A 16,886-nucleotide genomic window follows, 5' to 3' on the forward strand; every position below is an offset into this window, starting at 1 on the left:
GCGCATGCCGCGCAGCGGGGGCGCTAGACAGCCAGGATGAAGGTCCGGATCGGCTACGGCCTCGGTATGCGCACCGCGTTGAACGACACCTCGTTCGCGACCTTCGTCGACACGCTGGAGCGGCTGGCGTTCGACAGCTTGTGGCTGTCGGAGCGCATCGGCGCCGAAGCGCCTGATCCGCTCGTAGCTCTCGCTTACGCGGCGGGACGCACGAGCCGGCTGAAGCTCGGGATGAGCGTGATGGTGCTGCCCGGGCGCAACCCGGTGGTACTCGCGAAGGAGCTCGCCACGCTCGACCGCTTGAGCAGTGGCCGTCTGCTGCCCGCCTTCGGGCTCGGTGTCGCCGACCCCAACGAGCAGCAGGCGTTCGGGGTGGAGCGCAAGGAGCGGGCGCGCCGCTTCGACGAGGCGCTCGCGGTGGTGCGCGCCTGCTGGACCGACGACGTCGTGCACCACGACGGCACCTTCTTCCGCTACGACGGCCTGCGGGTGCTCCCCAAGCCTGTGCAGCGACCGCCCGACGTGTGGCTCGGCGGCATCGCCGCGACGGAGCTCACCCGGGTGGGGCGAGTCGGTGACGGCTGGCTGCCGAGCTTCGTCACTCCGGCCGACGCCGAGCGCGGCCGCGCATCGGTCGAGAAGGTGGCCGCCGAGCATGGCCGCACGATCGACCCCGAGCACTTCGGAGCGCTGGTCCCCTACGCCCGCACCGAGGCCGACCTGCCCGACGCGTTGGTCGCCGGCCTCGCCGCCCGACGCCCAGACCTCGCCGACCCGCGGGTCCTCGTCCCGTGCGGGTGGAAGGCGCTCGTGGAGCTGATCGCCGGCTTCGTGGCGGTCGGCACGTCGAAGTTCGTCGTGCTCCCGATCCTCGAACCCGCGTCGGACGACGACTGGGTCGCTCACCTCGAGGATGCGGCCGGCGTGCTGTTGCCCCTCCAGACCTGACCCGCGACCACTCGGCGCCCGCGTCAGCCGCGCCGAGCGAGACCGGTCAGCCAGCGGTGCACGTTGTCGCCGATGGCATCGATGTCGTAGCCGCCCTCTTGCAGCACGACCGTCGGCAGGTCGAGCCCGGCGACGAGGCCGCCGCAGCGCTCGTAGCCGTCGGCGGTCATCGCCAGGTCGGAGATCGGGTCGTTCCAGTACGTGTCGACGCCGAGCGAGACGACGAGCAGCTCGGCCCCGAAGCGGGCGATCGCCTCACACGCGTCGGCGAGACGGGCGAGGTACTCGTCGTCGGACGTCCCGGCCGCGAGCGGGAAGTTCAGCGTCGTGTCGGCGCCGGGACCGGTGCCGGTCTCGTCGGCCCAGCCCGTGAACCACGGGTACGCACGCGCAGGGTCGCCGTGCAGGGACACGAACTGCACGTCGGCACGGTCGTAGAAGATCTGCTGGGTGCCGTTGCCGTGGTGGTAGTCGACGTCGAGCACCGCCACCTTGGCCCCCGACCTCGCCGTGACGTGCTGCGCGACGACCGCGGCGTTGTTGAAGAAGCAGAAGCCGCCGTACGCGCCGTGGGCCGCGTGGTGCCCGGGCGGCCGGCACAGCCCGTACGCGGCGCTCTCCCCGGCGAGCACGAGCTCTGCTGCGCTCAGCGCGACGTCCACCGACGACCGCGCGGCGGCGTACGTGCCTTCGACGAGCGGCGTCGCCGTCTCGTAGCACCACCACCCGAACGCCGCCTCGGCTCCGCTCGGGGCCCGGCCCGGGCCCATCTTCTCGCGCAGCCCGGCGTGGTGGATGACCTCGGGGAACAGCTCGGTCCTCCCGGTTTGCGCAGCCAGCTCGGCGAACGCGGTCTCCAAGAAGTCGACCATGCCCGGGTCGTGCACGGCATCGATCGGCTGACGCCCGTGCTCGTCGGCCTCGACGAGCTCGAAGCGTTCGTCGCCCGCCAGCACGGCGCGGATGCGCTCGGCCCGCTCCGGGCGCTCGTAGGTGGGGATCGCCCGGCCGAGGTGCAGCTCGTGCTCGGGGGCGTGGAGGCGATGGCGCGATGACCAGACGGCGTGCACGCCCGCTGAGCGTACGTCTGCACGGCCACGGCTAGTTTCCCCGCCATGGCTGCGCTCGCGATCCAAGCCCTCGGTGACCCCGGTATCGGGTACGTCCCCGCCGACAGCACCTCGACCCCCTGGGTGGAGATACCCGGGGGAAAGCTGCGCCTGGTGCGGGTGGATCTCGGCATCGGCGAGTGGGTGGTGCACAACGTGTTCCAGCCCGGGTTCAGCGCGCCGAAGCACATCCACACCGGCCACGTCGACGCGTACACGATCCGCGGCTGCTGGCGTTACGTGGAGTACGGCGTCGACTACACCGCCGGCTGCTACGTGCACGAGCCGGCGTTCAGCCTGCACACGCTGAAGGTGCCCGAAGACGGAGTCGAGACCGAGGTCATCTTCGTGATGCGCGGCGCGAACCTGAACCTCGACGCGGACGGCAACGTCGAGAGCGTCTCCGACGCCCAGCGCACGCTGGCTGCCTACGTCGCGCTCGCCGAGATGCAGGGTCTCGGCAAGCCTGCGGTGATCGGCGCCTGAGCCCTTGACCCGCCAGCACGAGCCGCTTGCCGAGCCTGTGCTCGTCGAGGGCTTCTTCGCCGGTGACCACGGCGTCGACCCGTGGGCACATCTGAGTGAGCTGCGCGCCCGCGGGCCGGTCGTGTGGAACGACGTCGGCGGCTGGTGGCTCGCCACCCACCACGCTCCGGTGCAGGAGGCCTCCGTCGATCCGGTCCGGTTCTGCTCGGGCGAGGGGATCCTCGTGTTCGAGATCGGCACCACCTACCCCTCGCCCCCGACGATGATGCACACCGACCCGCCCGAGCACACGCGGTACCGCCAGCTCGTCGCCCCGGCGTTCCGACCCTCCGCGATGCGCGCCATCGAGCCGCGGCTCGCCGCTCACGCGGCAAGGCTGCTCGACGCGGTGGCCACGGGCGAGCCCGTCGACGTGGTCGAGCAGCTGGCGGTGCCCTACCCGCTGCTCGTCATCTGCGAGCTGCTCGGCGTCCCCTGGGAGGACTGGGAGCGGTTCTACCTCTGGAGCGAGATCTCCATCCCGGGAGCCACCGCGCACACCGCGGCCGAGCGCCAGGCGCTGCAGGCGGAGATGATCCGCTATCTCGTCGCGGCCGTCGCCGAGAAGCGCGAGCACCCGGCCGACGACGTGTTCTCGCTGCTCGCCGCGGCCGGGCTGAGCGAGCTCGAGGTGTCGATGTTCGCCGTGCAGCTGCTCGCCGCCGGCAACGAGACGGTGCGCAACACGCTGTCGGCGGGATTGGCGGCGTTCGCCGGGCATCCCGGCGAGTGGCGGCGGTTGCGGGCCGACCGATCGCTGCTGCCGACCGCGGTCGAAGAGATCCTCCGCTGGGCGACGCCGGTCATCTACTTCATGCGCACCGCGGTGGCCGACACCTCGCTCGGTGGGGCCGACATCGCCGCCGGCGAGCACGTGGTGCTGCTGTACGCCTCGGCGAACCGGGACGAGGCCGAGTTCGGGCCGAGCGCGGCCGGCTTCGACATCGCGCGGAGCCCCAACCACCACGTCGCCTTCGGCTTCGGTGCGCACTACTGCATCGGCGCCGCGCTGGCCCGGCGCGAGATCACCGCCGTGCTCGACGTGATGCTCGACCGGTTCGAGCGCATCGAGCCGGCCGGCCCGGTGGAGCGCACCCGCTCGCCGGTGATCGCCGGCATCCGCCGCGCGCCGCTCACGCTCGTACCCGGCTGAGCCCCACCGGAAGTGCGATATCTCAGAGCACCCGTCTGTCCTGAGATATCGCACTTCTCCGGGTCCGGCTGGAAGTGCGATATGTCAGAGCACCCGTCTGTCTTGAGATATCGCACTTCCGCCGGCGCGCACGCCCGCCTCGGCTGAGCGAGGCCGCGGCCTCAGCGGGCCGACGAGGCGCTGGCGGCTTCGAGGAATGGAGGCCGGTCGCCCCCGCCGTGCAGCATCAGGTTCGCCCCGCTCACGTACGACGCGAGGGGTGAGGCCAGGAAGACACAGGCGTCGCCGACCTCGTGCGGCCACGCCAGACGGCCGAGGGGGATCGTCGCCTCGACCCGGGCGATCCCCGCTTCGTCGCCGTAGTGCAGGGCTGCCTGCTCGGTGCGGATCATGCCGCACGTGACGCAGTTGACCCTCACCTTCGGCAGCCACTCCTGCCCGGCGGTGAGCGTGAAGTTGGCCAGCCCGGCCTTGGCCGCCCCGTAGGCAGCGACGGTCGGCGCCGGGCGCTGCGCGGTGACGCTGCCGATGTTGACGATCGACCCCCCGTCGGCCTGCTGCTGCATGTGGTGGTTGGCGCGCTGGGAGCAGTAGATCGCCGACAGCAGGTTCAGGGCGACGATGCGCTCCGTGAACCGGGGGGAGGCGCTCGTCGTGTCGGCCGGCGGAGCCCCTCCGGCGGAGTTGACGAGCACGTCGAGGCGTCCGCAGCGGGCGACGACGTCGTCGACCATCGCCCACGCAGCTTCGCCGTCGCGCACGTCGGCGGGGTGGAACGACCAGCCCGGCGCGAGGTCGTCGGGCTCGTTGCGGGCTGACACGGCAACGGTGGCCCCGGCGTCGGCGAACCGCTGCGCGATCCCCCGCCCGACACCCTTCGTTCCCCCGGTCACGAGCACGACGCGACCGGACATGTCGATGGCGATGCCCATACCGGCGTCAACCTAGCTACGGCAGACGAGCTCGGTTGCGCTGCCGCCGGCACCGTTGTCGTCGTCGGGCTCGTCGAGGAGGTGGTCCGGGTCGATCTCCATCCAGCCCGAGCGCATCCACCCGAAGCGCAGGGTCTCACCCGGTTGCAGACCGCGCACCAGCTCGACGGTCACCACCCGCTCCAGCTCCGCCGACGAGTCGGCCATCTGCACCTGGAAGCTGCGTGGGCCCGTACCGGTGCCGGTGTTGGTGACGGTGGGTTGGTAGAAGACCCACACCGTGCCGGCGCCACAGGGATCACCTGCCTCCGCGCTCGACGTCATTCCGGCCGCGAGGTCGAAGAGCCCCGGCTCGGCCTCGGGGAAGGTGGCCAGCTCCAGGCCCGCCAGGCTGGCGCGGATCCCCTCGTCGAGCGCGGCATCGTAGAAGTGCACCCACCCCTCACCATCGGCGTGGCGCACCAAGTACCAGCCGTAGGAGGAGGACTCGGTCGGGTCGACGCTCTCCGGCGGGGAGCCTTCGCGGCGCGCGAGTGGCTCCAGCGACCCACAGGCGTCGGGGTAGATCAACCCGGATTCGTCGGGAAAGCCGTGCTCGTGCACGGGCTCGGTGAAGTCCCACTCGCTCGGCGCCACCGACAGCTGATACTGCGTTCCCGGGACCGGGCTCGGGTACTCGAACACCGCGAGCGGCGCCTGGCGCCGGCAGTACCCGACGAGGGCGCCGCGCGCGTCCTTGGCCCCACCGCCGCCGATCACCTTCGTCACCACCAGCACCGCCGCCGCGGCGAGGAGAAGCGCCCCAATCGCCAGCAGCCAGCGATTGCTCTTCCGCGACATCGCCATCCCAGCTCCGCAGAGCCGATCCTTTCGGCTCCAACATGCGCCGCGGTGGACGGCCTCGGTAGGGACCAAAGCCCGCAGCCCCGCCGCGAGGCCGCAGGGGGCCCGTGGCCGCTTTCTGACGGTGCGTCAGAAGGCGGCTACGATCGCTCCCTCGTGGGCATCACCTCGGCGATCGACGGCACTGGCATCGGCGAGGTCGTCATGGACTGCCCGCCGGTCAACGCCTTGACAGTGGCCGAGTGGTTCGAGCTCGCCGACGTCGTCCGCCGGCTCGGCGCGAACGAGATGGTGCGCGCCGTCGTGCTGCGCGCCGAGGGCCGGGGCTTCAACGCCGGCGTCGACATCAAGGAGATGCAGAACACCGAGGGCTTCACCGTCCTGATCGGCGCGAACCGGGGGTGCTACGCCGCGTTCGCCGCGGTCTACGACTGCGCCGTGCCGGTGATCTCGGCAGTCAACGGGTTCTGCGTCGGCGGCGGCATCGGCCTGGTCGGCAACAGCGACGTGATCGTGGCCAGCGACGACGCGTTCTTCGGCCTGCCCGAGGTGGACCGGGGGGCGCTCGGCGCGGCCACGCACCTCGCCCGGTTGGTGCCTCAGCACAAGATGCGGGCGATGGTGTACACCTCGGCCAACGCCACCGCGCAGGAGCTGCACGCGTGGGGCAGCGTGCTGCGGGTCGTACCCCGCGCAGAGCTGCGCGACGCGGCCTTCGAGGTGGCGGGTCAGATCGCGGCCAAGTCGCCGACGGTCATCCGCGCCGCGAAGGAGAGCCTGAACGGCATCGACCTGTGGGACGTGAAGCGCTCCTACCGCTTCGAGCAGGGGTTCACGTTCGAGCTCAACCTGTCCGGGGTCAGCGACGAGCTGCGCGACGACTTCGCCGGCACGAAGAAGGCCACCGGGAACGAGGAGTCGCCGCGATGACGCAGGACAAGCGGATCACCGAGGACCAGGCCGTCGCGACGCTCGAGGACGGGATGACGCTCGGCATCGGCGGCTGGGGCAGCCGGCGCAAGCCGATGAGCCTCGTGCGCGCGCTGCTGCGCTCGCCGGTGAAGGACCTGACCGTGGTCTCCTACGGCGGCCCCGACGTCGGCCTGCTGTGCGCGGCGGGCAAGGTGCGCCGGCTGGTCTACGGCTTCGTGTCGCTCGACTCGATCGCGCTCGAGCCCCACTTCCGCGCGGCCCGGCAGGCGGCCACCATCCCCGAACCCGTCGAGTACGACGAGGGGATGCTCCAGTGGGCGCTCTACGCCGGCTCGTTGCGCCTGCCCTTCCTCCCGACGCGCGCCGGCCTCGGCAGCGGTGTGGTCGACGTGAACCCGGCGCTGAAGACGGTGCGCTCGCCGTACGACGACGCCGAGGAGCTGCTCGCCGTGCCGGCGATTCGCCTCGACGCCGCGCTCGTGCACCTGAACCGCAGCGACGCCCGTGGCAACGCCCAGTTCCTCGGCCCCGATCTGTACTTCGACGACTTGTTCCTGTCGGCTTGTGAGCCCGGCCGGCGCTTCCTCAGCTGCGAGCGCGTGGTGCCGACCGATTCCCTGCTCGACGAGGGCTCGTTCCACACGCTGCGGGTGAACCGCTCCATGGTCGACGGCGTGATCGAGGCCCCGAACGGCGCCCACTTCACCACGTGCGAACCGGACTACGGCCGCGACGAGGCGTTCCAGGCGGCGTACGTCGCCGCCGCGGCAGACGCCGCCAAGTGGGACGCCTTCGAGGCGCGGTTCCTCTCCGGCAGCGAGGCGCAGTACCAGGCCGCAGTCGGCGATTGGCTGAGCGAGCAGAGCGACAAGAGCGCGGAGGCGGGGCGATGAGCGAGATCGGCCTCGCCGACGTGGTGGTGGTCGCCGCCGCCGAGGCGTTCCGCGGCGACGGCGAGATCTTCGCCTCGGGGATGGGCACGATCCCGATGCTCGGCGCCCGCCTGGCGAGGGCGACGTTCGAGCCGGACCTGCTCGTCTCCGACGGCGAGGCGTTCTTCGTCGGCAACGAGCTGCCCCTCGGTGGTACCGAGAAGCTGGTCGAGGGGTGGATCCCGTTCCGCAGCGTGTTCGACACCCTCTGGGGTGGCCGCCGCCACGTGATGATGGGTGCCACGCAGATGGACGCGTACGGCAACTCGAACATCGCCAACATCGGCCCGTGGGCGCAGCCGAAGGCCCAGCTGCTCGGCGTGCGCGGCGGCCCGGGCAACACGATCAACCACGCGACGAGCTTCTGGATCCCCAAGCACACGACGCGCGTGTTCGTCGAGGCCGTCGACATGGTGAGCGGTCTCGGCTACGACCGTGCCGACGCGCTCGGGGCGTGGGTGGCCGCGCACCACCGCCTGCCGCGGGTGATCACCAACCTCGCCGTGCTCGACTTCGAGTCGCCCGACCATCGCATGCGCCTGCGCAGCGTCCACCCCGGCGTGAGCGTCGACGACGTCGTCGCGAACACCGGCTTCGACCTTGTGGTCGGCGCTGACTCCGGTGTGCCCGAGACCCGCCTGCCGACGCTGGACGAGCTGGCCGTGCTCGCGCGCCTCGACCCCCGCGGTTCACGCCACCGCGAGGTCTCCTAGGAAGATGCATCCCCGCCTGCACACCCGGCTGTGCGAGCTGACCGGCGTCGAAGTCCCCGTCGTGCAGACCGGCATGGGCTGGGTGGCCGGGCCGCGGCTCGTCTCGGCCACCGCCAATGCGGGGGCGCTCGGCATCCTCGCCAGCGCCACGATGGACCTCGCCGGGCTCGAATCCGCCGTCGACGAGGTCCGTCGGCGCACCGACAAGCCCTTCGGCGTGAACCTGCGCGCCGATTCGGCCGACGTGCACGACCGCATCGCGCTGATGATCGACCGTGGCGTGAAGGTGGCGAGCTTCGCCCAGGCACCCAAGCCCGAGCTGATCGCCAGGTTGAAAGACGCCGGGGTGGTGGTGATCCCTTCGATCGGGGCCAAGCGCCACGCCGAGAAGGTGTTGGAGTGGGGCGTCGACGCCGTGCTCGTGCAAGGCGGCGAGGGCGGCGGCCACACCGGTTCGGTGCCCACCACCGTGCTGCTGCCCCAGGTGGTCGACGCCGTGGCGGGACGGGTGCCGGTGATCGCGGCGGGTGGGTTCTTCGACGGGCGGGGACTCGTCGCCGCTCTCGCATACGGCGCCGACGGCATCGCGATGGGCACCCGCTTCCTGCTGACCAGCGACTCGGCGGTGCCCCAGGTGGTCAAGGACTTCTACCTCGGCAAGGGAGTGCTCGACACCGTGGTGTCCACGCAGGTCGACGGCGTCCCCCACCGAGTGCTGCGCACCGAGCTGGTCGACCAGCTCGAATCGGGGCGGGGCAGGGTCCTCGCCCTGCCGCGGGCGGCACGCAACGCGCTGCGCTTCCGCAAGCTGACCGGTCTCGGAGTGCGTGAGATGTGGACCGAGGGCAGAGCGATGAAGAGCTCGATGGAGCTGTCGTGGCCGCAGATGGTGATGGCCGCGAACACGCCGATGCTGTTGAAGGCGGCGCTCGTCGACGGCCATCCGGAGTCAGGTGTCATGGCCAGCGGGCAGGTGGTAGGCGTGATCGACGATCTGCCGAGTTGTGCCGAACTGGTAGGAAGGATCGTCGCCGAGGCCGAGCACGTGCTCGCCGGACTGGGAAGTGGGGGCGGATGAGCGAGGTGGCGAGTGCACCCCGGACGATCCTCGACGGACCCGACGCGGTGCGCGCCGCCGTCGGCAGCCACCTCGGCCACAGCGGGTGGCTGCAGGTCGACCAGGACCGCGTCGACCTCTTCGCCGAGGCCACCGGCGACCACCAGTGGATCCACGTCGACCCCGCACGCGCCGCCGCCGGGCCCTTCGGCGCGACGATCGCCCACGGGTACCTGACGCTTGCGCTGTCCAACTACTTCCTGCCCCAGATCGTCGAGGTGCGCGGCTTTGCGATGGGCGTCAACTACGGCGTCGACAAGGTGCGCTTCCCCGCACCCGTGCGTGTGGGTAGCCGCATCCGTGCCGGCGCGGAACTGGTCGAGGTGGCCGAGCTGGCCAACGGGTTGCAGACGCTGATCCGGATCACCGTCGAGATCGAGGGCGGCGACAAGCCGGCGTGCGTCATCGATTCGCTGTCGCGGTGGATGAACTGAGATGGGTGTGCTCGACCGCTTCCGCATGGACGGCCAGGTGGCACTGCTCGCCGGCGCGGGGCGCGGCATCGGCGCCGCGTGCGCGCTGGCACTGGCCGAGGCCGGCGCCGACGTCGCGGTGCTCGCCCGCAGCGCCGACCAGCTCGCCGCCGTCGCCGCCGGCGCGCAGGCACTCGGCCGACGCGCGATCGCGGTGCCGACCGACGCGAACGACCCCGCCGCGGTGCACGCCGCGGTCGAACGCACGGTCGCCGAGCTCGGGCGCCTCGACGTCGTCGTCTCCGTCGTCGGCGGGGCGATGCCCCGCCCGTTCATGCAGGCCACCGACGCCGACCTGCGCGACGCGTTCGAGCACAACGTCGTCAACGGCGTGCGGCTCGTGCGCGAGGCCGTACCCCACCTGCTGGCCACGGGGCGAGGCTCGGTGGTGATGGTGTCGAGCGCGATCGGCCATCTCGTCGGGCGCGGTTACGTGGCGTACGGCACGGCGAAGGGAGCGCTCGACCACGCCGTCCAGCTCATCGCCGCCGACCTGAACCCGAAGATCCGCGTCAACGCGGTGGCGCCCGGCGCGATCCTCACCGAAGCGCTCGAAGTGGTCGCCGCCAACCCCGAGATCAAGGCGGCGATCGAAGCGGGCACCCCCCTGCACCGGCTCGGCGAACCCGACGACATCGCCGCCGCGGTGCTGTACCTCGCGTCCAGGGCATCCGACTACGTGACAGGTCAGCTGCTGGCCGTGGACGGGGGGCTCTTGACCCCCAACCTCGCCTTGCCGATCCCCGACCTGTGACCGAGGCGGTCAGGACCCAGCGACACAGCTCGCTGCACGCGTTCCGCCACCGCGACTTCGCCGTCTTCTGGGTGGCCGCGGCGATCTCCAACGGCGGCAGCTGGATGCAGGTGGTCGCCATGCCGGCGCTGCTGTTCGACCTCACCGACTCGGCCACCTGGCTCGGCGTGGCATCGCTCGCCGCCTTGCTGCCGGCGGTGTTCATCACCCCCTATGCGGGCGCGCTCGCCGACCGCCGGTCGCGACGCAGCATCCTCCTCGTCACGCAGACGGTGCAGATGGCGACGGCGTTCGCGATGTTCGCCCTGTACTCCGCAGACGTCCTGCGCCCGGGGGTGATCGTGTCGCTCGCGTTCGTCGCCGGGGTCGCCACCGGGTTCCAGGCCTCGGTGTGGCAGAGCTTCGTGCCGCTGCTCGTCCCCGCCGACGAGATCCTCGACGCGGTCAAGCTCAACTCGATGCAGTTCACGCTCGCCCGCGCGCTCGGCCCCGCGTTCGCGGGGGTGGTCGTGAAGACGGTCGGCTTCGGCGCGGCGTTCTTCGTCAACGGCGCCACGTACCTGCTCGTCATCGGCGCCCTCGTCTTCACCCGACCCCGCGCTAACGCCGTCACCGACCGGTCGCTGCCCGTCGGCCAGGTGGTGCTCGACGGCGCCCGGTACGTGTTCTCCCACCGCCCACTGCGCCTCGCAGTGGGTGTCGCGTTCTTGACCGCAGCCTGCGGGCAGTCGTTGCAGCACATCGCCCCCGCCGTCGCCGGGCGCATCTTCGGGCGCCCCTCCACCGACAACGCCGGCCTGCTGGTGGCGCTCGGCCTCGGCGCGCTCGTGTCGTCGGGCTTCTCGGTGGTGGTCGGCGATCGCCTGCGGCGATCGCGCCGGATCCTGCTCGGCATCGCGCTGTTCACGGTCAGCGTGGCGCTGTTGCCGATCAGCGACATCTATGCGGTCGGCCTCGTCGCCTACTTCGTCGGTGGACTGGCCCACCTGCAGATCGCGATCGGCCTGAACACCCTCGTCCAGGGGATCGTGCCCGACGAGTGGCGAGGCCGGGCGATGAGCTTCTACGTGCTCGGTGTCGTCGCCGGGATCCCCACCGGTGCGCTCGTGCTCGGCCGCCTCGCCGACGCGATCGGCATGCGCGGCGCGCTGGCGCTGAACGCGGCGGTGCTCGTCGCCGGAGGGGCGTGGGTGGTGCTCTCCCGCGGCCTCGTCGCGCTCGACGTCTCGACACCCGAAGACCTCGCTCGCCTAGGTTCTCGGTCGGATTCGTGACACATAGCGCGACGAATCCGACCGAGAACGCGTGGGGGGCGAGGCGATGACCGCAGTCGAGGGTGAGGCGAGGACGGGGGCGACACGGTTCCCGCCCGATCTCGTGCGGCGCATCGTCGCCCACATGGAAGCCGGCACGCTCGACACCGCGCCGCACACGATGACCGAGCCGGCGTCGGTGTTCACCGACCGGGATCGGTTCGAGCGCGAGGTCGACGAGCTGTTCCGCCACGGCGCCCACGTCGTCGGCTGGACCGGCGAGCTCGCCGGGCCCAACACGTACGTCACCAAGCTCGTCGCCGGGCTGCCCGTGCTGATCACGCGCGACGAGCACGGCGAGCTGCACGCCTTCCGCAACGCGTGCACGCACCGCGGCGCGCAGGTGGCGCACGAGGAGTGCGGCTCGGCGCGGCGGCTCACCTGCCCCTATCACTCGTGGAGCTTCGACCTCGCCGGCCGCCTTGCCGGCCAGCCGGATGCCGACGCGTTCGCGGACCTCGATCCCGCCGAGCTCGGCCTGCAGCCGCTCCCCCTTGCGGACGTGGCCGGCCTGCTCGTGGTCGGGCTCAGCGAGGACGTCGACCCGGCGGCCGAGTTCGCCGAGATCGCGCCGCATCTGCAGTGGTGCGGCTACTCGAACCACGAGGTCGTCTGCCGCCACGAGTGGCAGGTGCAGGCGAACTGGAAGATCGCGTTCGACGTGAACCTGGAGGGCTACCACATCGCCCATCTGCACCGGGAGACGCTGCACTCGTTCGTCGTCAACAACTCGATCTACGACACGTTCGGCCGCCACGCCCGCTGGGGGTTCCCGACGCGGGCGATGGCCGAGAGCGTCGGGGTGCCCGAGCACGAGTGGCCCGACCCGGCCCCGATCAGCATCATCCACACGTTCTTCCCGAGCTGCATAGTGCTGGAGACGCCGGTGAGCAGCCAGATGTTCCGCATCTACCCGGGCGCTCACCCCGGGGTCTGCACGGTCGAGCTCATCGAGGCGTCGCTGCGCCCGGTGGGCAGCGAGGACGAGCGCGCGGCGCGCAAGGCCGGGGCTGACTTCGCCGCGGTCGTCGTCGGCACCGAGGACTTCCCCGCCGCCGAGCAGTGCCAGCTGGGCGCAGAGGTGGGTCTCACCCACTTCCGCTTCGGCACCAACGAGCCGATGCTGCAGCACTGGCACCACGTGTGGCGCGAAGCCATCGAGGACGTCGAAGTCACCGACACCGGCGCATAGGACGAGGGGACCCGAACCATGCCGATCATCTCCATCAGCCGCGCGATCGCCGAGAACGCCGAGCGCGACCCGGACCGCCCGGCGATCACCTGCGGCGACGACACCGTGACGCGCATCGAGCTCGAGCGTCGCACGAACCGCATCGCCCGCGCGCTGGCCGAGCTCGGGGTCGGCGAGGGTCGGTACGTCACCCTCGCGCTGCCCAACTCGGTCGCGTTCTACGAGGCCGCGCTCGCGATCTGGAAGCTCGGCGCCACTCCCCAGCCGGTGAGCTGGCGGCTGCCCGACCGTGAGCGCCGCGAGATCGTCGAGCTGGCGGACTCCCCGGTGGTGGTCGGCGCCGAACCCGACGCGCACCCCGGCCGCCAGGTGCTGCCCCTCGGCTGGGAGCCGGACCCGACGATCGACGACACTCCCCTGCCCGACGTGATCGCTCCCCACTGGAAGGCGCCTACCTCCGGGGGGTCGACGGGTCGTCCGAAGCTGATCGTCGCGGCCGACCCGGGGACCGTCGACACCGAGTCACCCGGGTTGGGTCAGCGCCGCGACGGAGTGGTGCTGATCCCCGGGCCGCTGTACCACAACGCCCCGTTCAGCTTCGGGTCGACGGGGTTGTTCCATGGCAACCACCTGGTGCTGCTGCCCCACTTCGACGCCGAAGCCGCGCTCGCCGCGATCGAGCACCACCAGGTGGACTGGACGCTGATGGTGCCGACGATGATGTCGCGCATCTTGCGCCTGCCGCTCGCCGTCCGCGAGCGCTACGACCTGTCGTCGCTCCAGGTGCTGTGGCACATGGCCGCACCGTGCCCGCCGTGGGTCAAAGACGGCTGGTGCGAGTGGATCGGCGGCGAGAAGGTGTACGAGCTGTACGCGGGCACCGAGGCGCAGGCGGTCACCGTGATCCGCGGCGACGAGTGGCAGGCGCACCGCGGTTCGGTGGGGCGCTGCGTCACCGGCGAGATCCGCATCCTCGATCCCGACACGTACACCGAGCTGCCGCGCGGCGAACAGGGCGAGGTGTTCATGCGCAACGACCGTGCCACCTACGAGTACCTGGGCGCGGAGGCGCGCCTGTCCCCCGACGGCTGGGAGAGCCTCGGCGACATGGGCTCGATGGACGCCGACGGATACCTGTACCTGTCCGACCGGCGCGGCGACATGATCCTGTCGGGGGGCGCCAACATCTATCCCGCCGAGGTGGAGCTGGCGCTCAGCGAGCACCCGGCGATGGTGTCGTGCGCGGTGATCGGCCTGCCCGACGAGGATCTCGGCAGCAGGATCCACGCGATCGTCCAGATGTCGCATCCGGTCGCCGACGACGAGCTGCGGTCATTCCTCGCCGAGAGGCTCGTGCGCTACAAGATCCCGCGCACGTTCGAGCACGTCGACGAGATGGTGCGCGACGACGCCGGCAAGGTGCGTCGGTCCGCGTTGCGCGACGAACGGATGTAGGCCGGACCGCGGATCAGACCCGCGCGAGCGCCACCGGCAGCGACTGGATGCCGCGTACGAACGAGGAATGGCCGTATTCCGGTACTTGGGCGGGGTCGGCCAGGCGCAGCTCGAGGCCCCGCTGACGGGCGCGTCCGAGCAGCTCTTCCAAGATGATGCGGATCTCCAGGCGGGCGAGGGCCATGCCCATGCACAGGTGCGGGCCCCAGCCGAACGCGATGTGCGGGTTCGGGTCGCGGCTCACGTCGAACTTGAACGGGTCGTCGAACACTTCCTCGTCACGGTTCGCCGACACGTAGCACATCAGCACCTGCGCGCCCGCCGGGATGGTGACCCCGCGCACCTCGACGTCGCTCATGGTGAGTCGATTCATGTTGAGCAGCGGCGTCACCCACCGCAGGCACTCCTCGATGGTGGTGTCGAGGCCGCCCTCGCGGTCGAGGCGGGCGAGCGTGTACGCCATCTGCTCGGGATGGCGAAGCAACGCGTCGAGACCTCCGGTGATCACGTTGCGCGTCGTCTCGTTGCCGCCGACGAGCAGGAGCAGGGCGTTGCCGATGACCCGCTCGTCATCCATCACCTCGCCCAAGACGTCGGCGTGGACGAGCTTGGAGACGAGGTCGTCACCGGGGCGCTCCTTGCGCTCGGCGATCACCTTCGTGATGTACTCGTGATACTCGAACGCCGCCGTGACGACGTCATCGGTGACGTTCTCGGGGCCGTCCGCCCCGGTGATCATCTGGTCGCTCCAGCGCTGCAGCATCTCGTAGTCGCTCTCCGGCGCGGCGAGCATCTCGCCGATCAGCGTCATCGGCAGCGGCTTCGCGATGTCGGTGACGATGTCACCCGAGCCACGTTCGAGAAGACGGTCGACGAGGCGACGCGCCACCTCGCGCACGTGCCCCTCGTGCGCGGTCATCTGCTCGCGGGTGAAGCCCCGAGACACGATGCGGCGCTGCTCGGCGTGGAACGGGTCGTCGGTGTCGATCATCGACTCCTGGACCGGCGAGTTCGGGCGTGAGCCGCCGCTGTTGGAGAAGATCGCCGGCTGGCGCTCCGCCCAGCGGATGTCCTCCAGCTTGGTCAGGCCCCAGATGCCGGCGTCGTCGCGATAGACGGGCTCGTGGGCGCGGAGCACGGTGAAGAACGCGTGGGGATCGCCGACGTAGAGGTCGCGATCGAGGAGGCGGCGCCGCTCGAAGTCCGCGGGCAGGGTCGAGGCGGATTGCATCGTCATGCGATGGCTCCTTCTGTGCGGAGAGCGGCGAGCTCGTCGTCGGTGAGGGCGAGCTCGTCACGCAGGATCTGGTCGGTGTGCTCGCCGAGCCACGGCGGGCGGGTTTCGGGACCTTGGGCGACGCGGGACATCCTCACCGGGTTGCCGGGCACGACCACCGGCTCGGCGACGCCGTCGGTGCGCGGCACCTCGACGAGCATCTGCCGGGTGGCGAGGTGGGGGTCGGCGAGCACCTGGGCGGCACTGAGGCACGGCCCCGCCGCCACCCCGGCAGCCGAGAGCGCGTGGCAGGCCTCGACGTTCGTCATCTCGGCCGCCCAGCCGGCGACACCTTCCCGGATCACGTCGATGTGCTCCCGCCAGCCGGCGCGGGTGGCGAAGCGGGGGTCGGTGAGCCACTCTTCGTGGCCGACGAGGCGAGCGAGACGCTCGAACTCGTGCTCGCGCCCGACCTGGACGACGAACCACCCGCCGGCACCGTCGCCACCTCCGGCCGGGAAGCCGTCGAGCACCATCGAGAGCCCCCGGCCGGGCTCGGGACGCTCGCCCATGCTCCAGTAGTTCACGACGACGTCCGCGAAGGCGACCATCGAGTCGAACATCGCCACGTCGACGTGCTGGCCGACACCGGTTGCGTCGCGGTGGCGGAGCGCGGCGAGCACCCCGATGACGCCGAACAGCGCGGTGCCGATGTCGCCGAGCGCTCCGACGGGGCCGACGGTAGGCGGCTGACCGGGCACCCGCTTCCACTCGTAGAGCCCGCTCATCGCCTCTGCCACCGCGGCGTACGCCGGCCAAGAGCCGTAAGGGCTGGCCGTGGTGTTGCCGAACCCGCTGATCGAGAGGTACACGCCGCGCGGGTGCACCGCGGCGACGTCGTCGTAGCCGAGGCCGAGGCGCGCGAGCGCGCCACCCTTGAAGTTCTCGGCGATCACGTCGAAGCGCGGGGCGAGGCGCAGCACGAGGTCTCGCCCGGAGGGGGACTTCAAGTCGATGCAGATGCTGCGCTTGGACAAGTTGTTGCGCAAGAACGTCGCGCCCACGCGGCGCCCGAGAGGGTCGGTCATCGCCGGCAGCGAGCCGCGCCCGAGGTCGCCACCGCTCGGGTGCTCGATCTTCACCACCTCGGCACCGAGGCGCCCGAGGAGCTGGGTGGCGAAGGGCAGGGCCTGCATCTGCTCCAGGGCGAGCACCCGCACACCGGCCAGCGGCTTCTGGTTGCCGGCAGCGTCAGGGTTGGCGATCTCGCCCAGTTGC

Annotated in this window: 17 protein-coding genes; 12 read left to right on the top strand and 5 right to left on the bottom strand. The window is 71.2% G+C overall.

The annotated features are described in order from the left end of the window. Nucleotides 1–36 precede the first annotated feature (36 nt). The gene (locus tag IPM43_04220) at nt 37–948 is read left to right on the top strand and encodes a TIGR03619 family F420-dependent LLM class oxidoreductase (GenBank protein ID QQS25588.1); all 912 of its coding nucleotides are present in this window, start codon (nt 37–39) and stop codon (nt 946–948) included. A gap of 23 nt (nt 949–971) precedes the next feature. Here the strand turns inward: IPM43_04220 and IPM43_04225 are convergent, their stop codons facing one another. Continuing rightward, a complete protein-coding gene (locus IPM43_04225; protein ID QQS25589.1) occupies nt 972–2,018 on the bottom strand; it encodes a histone deacetylase family protein in 1,047 nt (348 codons plus the stop codon). An 84-nt stretch (nt 2,019–2,102) separates the two neighbouring features. Between IPM43_04225 and IPM43_04230 the strand changes: the two genes are divergently transcribed. Both IPM43_04230 and IPM43_04235 read left to right on the top strand, forming a co-directional pair. Beyond that, entirely contained in the window at nt 2,103–2,543 is a 441-nt protein-coding gene (locus IPM43_04230) for a 2,4'-dihydroxyacetophenone dioxygenase family protein (GenBank protein ID QQS26325.1), read from the top strand. A gap of 4 nt (nt 2,544–2,547) precedes the next feature. Beyond that, the gene (locus tag IPM43_04235) at nt 2,548–3,735 is read left to right on the top strand and encodes a cytochrome P450 (protein ID QQS25590.1); all 1,188 of its coding nucleotides are present in this window, start codon (nt 2,548–2,550) and stop codon (nt 3,733–3,735) included. A gap of 161 nt (nt 3,736–3,896) precedes the next feature. Here IPM43_04235 and IPM43_04240 read toward each other — a convergent pair whose 3' ends face one another. Together IPM43_04240 and IPM43_04245 are read right to left on the bottom strand one after the other, a co-directional pair. Next, nucleotides 3,897–4,667, bottom strand: a complete 771-nt coding sequence (locus tag IPM43_04240; GenBank protein ID QQS25591.1) for an SDR family oxidoreductase — start codon at nt 4,665–4,667, stop codon at nt 3,897–3,899. A gap of 12 nt (nt 4,668–4,679) precedes the next feature. Beyond that, nucleotides 4,680–5,507 (bottom strand): hypothetical protein, encoded by an 828-nt coding sequence (locus IPM43_04245; GenBank protein QQS25592.1) that lies wholly within the window; start codon nt 5,505–5,507, stop codon nt 4,680–4,682. A 207-nt stretch (nt 5,508–5,714) separates the two neighbouring features. On the opposite strand from IPM43_04245, the gene IPM43_04250 reads away from it, so the two are divergent. From IPM43_04250 to IPM43_04290, 9 genes are read left to right on the top strand one after another with little or no spacing between them, the layout of a single operon-like run. Beyond that, nucleotides 5,715–6,440, top strand: coding sequence for an enoyl-CoA hydratase family protein (locus tag IPM43_04250; protein QQS26326.1), 726 nt, complete (start codon nt 5,715–5,717; stop codon nt 6,438–6,440). After that, entirely contained in the window at nt 6,437–7,336 is a 900-nt protein-coding gene (locus IPM43_04255; GenBank protein ID QQS25593.1) for a CoA transferase subunit A, read from the top strand. Before IPM43_04250 ends, IPM43_04255 begins: the two co-directional genes overlap by 4 nt. Next, complete coding sequence (locus tag IPM43_04260; protein ID QQS25594.1) at nt 7,333–8,088, top strand: CoA-transferase; 756 nt, start codon at nt 7,333–7,335, stop codon at nt 8,086–8,088. Before IPM43_04255 ends, IPM43_04260 begins: the two co-directional genes overlap by 4 nt. Nucleotides 8,089–8,092: 4 nt before the next feature. Beyond that, complete coding sequence (locus IPM43_04265) at nt 8,093–9,166, top strand: nitronate monooxygenase (protein QQS25595.1); 1,074 nt, start codon at nt 8,093–8,095, stop codon at nt 9,164–9,166. Further along, nucleotides 9,163–9,639, top strand: a complete 477-nt coding sequence (locus IPM43_04270) for a MaoC family dehydratase (protein QQS25596.1) — start codon at nt 9,163–9,165, stop codon at nt 9,637–9,639. Before IPM43_04265 ends, IPM43_04270 begins: the two co-directional genes overlap by 4 nt. Nucleotide 9,640: 1 nt before the next feature. Further along, nucleotides 9,641–10,432, top strand: a complete 792-nt coding sequence (locus IPM43_04275) for an SDR family oxidoreductase (GenBank protein ID QQS25597.1) — start codon at nt 9,641–9,643, stop codon at nt 10,430–10,432. Beyond that, entirely contained in the window at nt 10,429–11,706 is a 1,278-nt protein-coding gene (locus tag IPM43_04280; GenBank protein ID QQS25598.1) for an MFS transporter, read from the top strand. The genes IPM43_04275 and IPM43_04280 overlap by 4 nt, the downstream gene beginning before the upstream one ends. A gap of 46 nt (nt 11,707–11,752) precedes the next feature. Then, nucleotides 11,753–12,937: an aromatic ring-hydroxylating dioxygenase subunit alpha gene (locus IPM43_04285; protein QQS25599.1), complete on the top strand. Its 1,185-nt coding sequence runs from the start codon at nt 11,753–11,755 to the stop codon at nt 12,935–12,937. Nucleotides 12,938–12,955: 18 nt separating this feature from the next. Then, nucleotides 12,956–14,392 (top strand): AMP-binding protein, encoded by a 1,437-nt coding sequence (locus tag IPM43_04290; GenBank protein QQS25600.1) that lies wholly within the window; start codon nt 12,956–12,958, stop codon nt 14,390–14,392. Nucleotides 14,393–14,405: 13 nt separating this feature from the next. Here IPM43_04290 and IPM43_04295 read toward each other — a convergent pair whose 3' ends face one another. Beyond that, on the bottom strand, nt 14,406–15,629 hold the full coding sequence (locus tag IPM43_04295) for a cytochrome P450 (GenBank protein ID QQS25601.1): 1,224 nt from the start codon (nt 15,627–15,629) through the stop codon (nt 14,406–14,408). Further along, nucleotides 15,626–16,804, bottom strand: a complete 1,179-nt coding sequence (locus tag IPM43_04300) for a CoA transferase (GenBank protein ID QQS26327.1) — start codon at nt 16,802–16,804, stop codon at nt 15,626–15,628. Before IPM43_04300 ends, IPM43_04295 begins: the two co-directional genes overlap by 4 nt. Between the last annotated feature and the right edge of the window lie 82 nt (nt 16,805–16,886).

This window comes from Actinomycetota bacterium (assembly GCA_016700055.1).
In the GTDB taxonomy this organism is placed as follows: Bacteria; Actinomycetota; Acidimicrobiia; order Acidimicrobiales; family Ilumatobacteraceae; genus Kalu-18.

Excerpts from the sequence above, each read along its gene's own strand:
- IPM43_04220 (QQS25588.1), top strand. The coding sequence starts at position 37 with ATGAAGGTCCGGATCGGCTACGGCCTCGGTATGCGCACCGCGTTGAAC.
- IPM43_04240 (QQS25591.1), bottom strand. The coding sequence starts at position 4,667 with ATGGGCATCGCCATCGACATGTCCGGTCGCGTCGTGCTCGTGACCGGG.
- IPM43_04245 (QQS25592.1), bottom strand. The coding sequence starts at position 5,507 with ATGTCGCGGAAGAGCAATCGCTGGCTGCTGGCGATTGGGGCGCTTCTC.
- IPM43_04250 (QQS26326.1), top strand. The coding sequence starts at position 5,715 with ATGGACTGCCCGCCGGTCAACGCCTTGACAGTGGCCGAGTGGTTCGAG.
- IPM43_04255 (QQS25593.1), top strand. The coding sequence starts at position 6,437 with ATGACGCAGGACAAGCGGATCACCGAGGACCAGGCCGTCGCGACGCTC.
- IPM43_04260 (QQS25594.1), top strand. The coding sequence starts at position 7,333 with ATGAGCGAGATCGGCCTCGCCGACGTGGTGGTGGTCGCCGCCGCCGAG.
- IPM43_04265 (QQS25595.1), top strand. The coding sequence starts at position 8,093 with ATGCATCCCCGCCTGCACACCCGGCTGTGCGAGCTGACCGGCGTCGAA.
- IPM43_04270 (QQS25596.1), top strand. The coding sequence starts at position 9,163 with ATGAGCGAGGTGGCGAGTGCACCCCGGACGATCCTCGACGGACCCGAC.
- IPM43_04275 (QQS25597.1), top strand. The coding sequence starts at position 9,641 with ATGGGTGTGCTCGACCGCTTCCGCATGGACGGCCAGGTGGCACTGCTC.
- IPM43_04285 (QQS25599.1), top strand. The coding sequence starts at position 11,753 with ATGACCGCAGTCGAGGGTGAGGCGAGGACGGGGGCGACACGGTTCCCG.
- IPM43_04290 (QQS25600.1), top strand. The coding sequence starts at position 12,956 with ATGCCGATCATCTCCATCAGCCGCGCGATCGCCGAGAACGCCGAGCGC.
- IPM43_04295 (QQS25601.1), bottom strand. The coding sequence starts at position 15,629 with ATGACGATGCAATCCGCCTCGACCCTGCCCGCGGACTTCGAGCGGCGC.
- IPM43_04300 (QQS26327.1), bottom strand. The coding sequence starts at position 16,804 with ATGCAGGCCCTGCCCTTCGCCACCCAGCTCCTCGGGCGCCTCGGTGCC.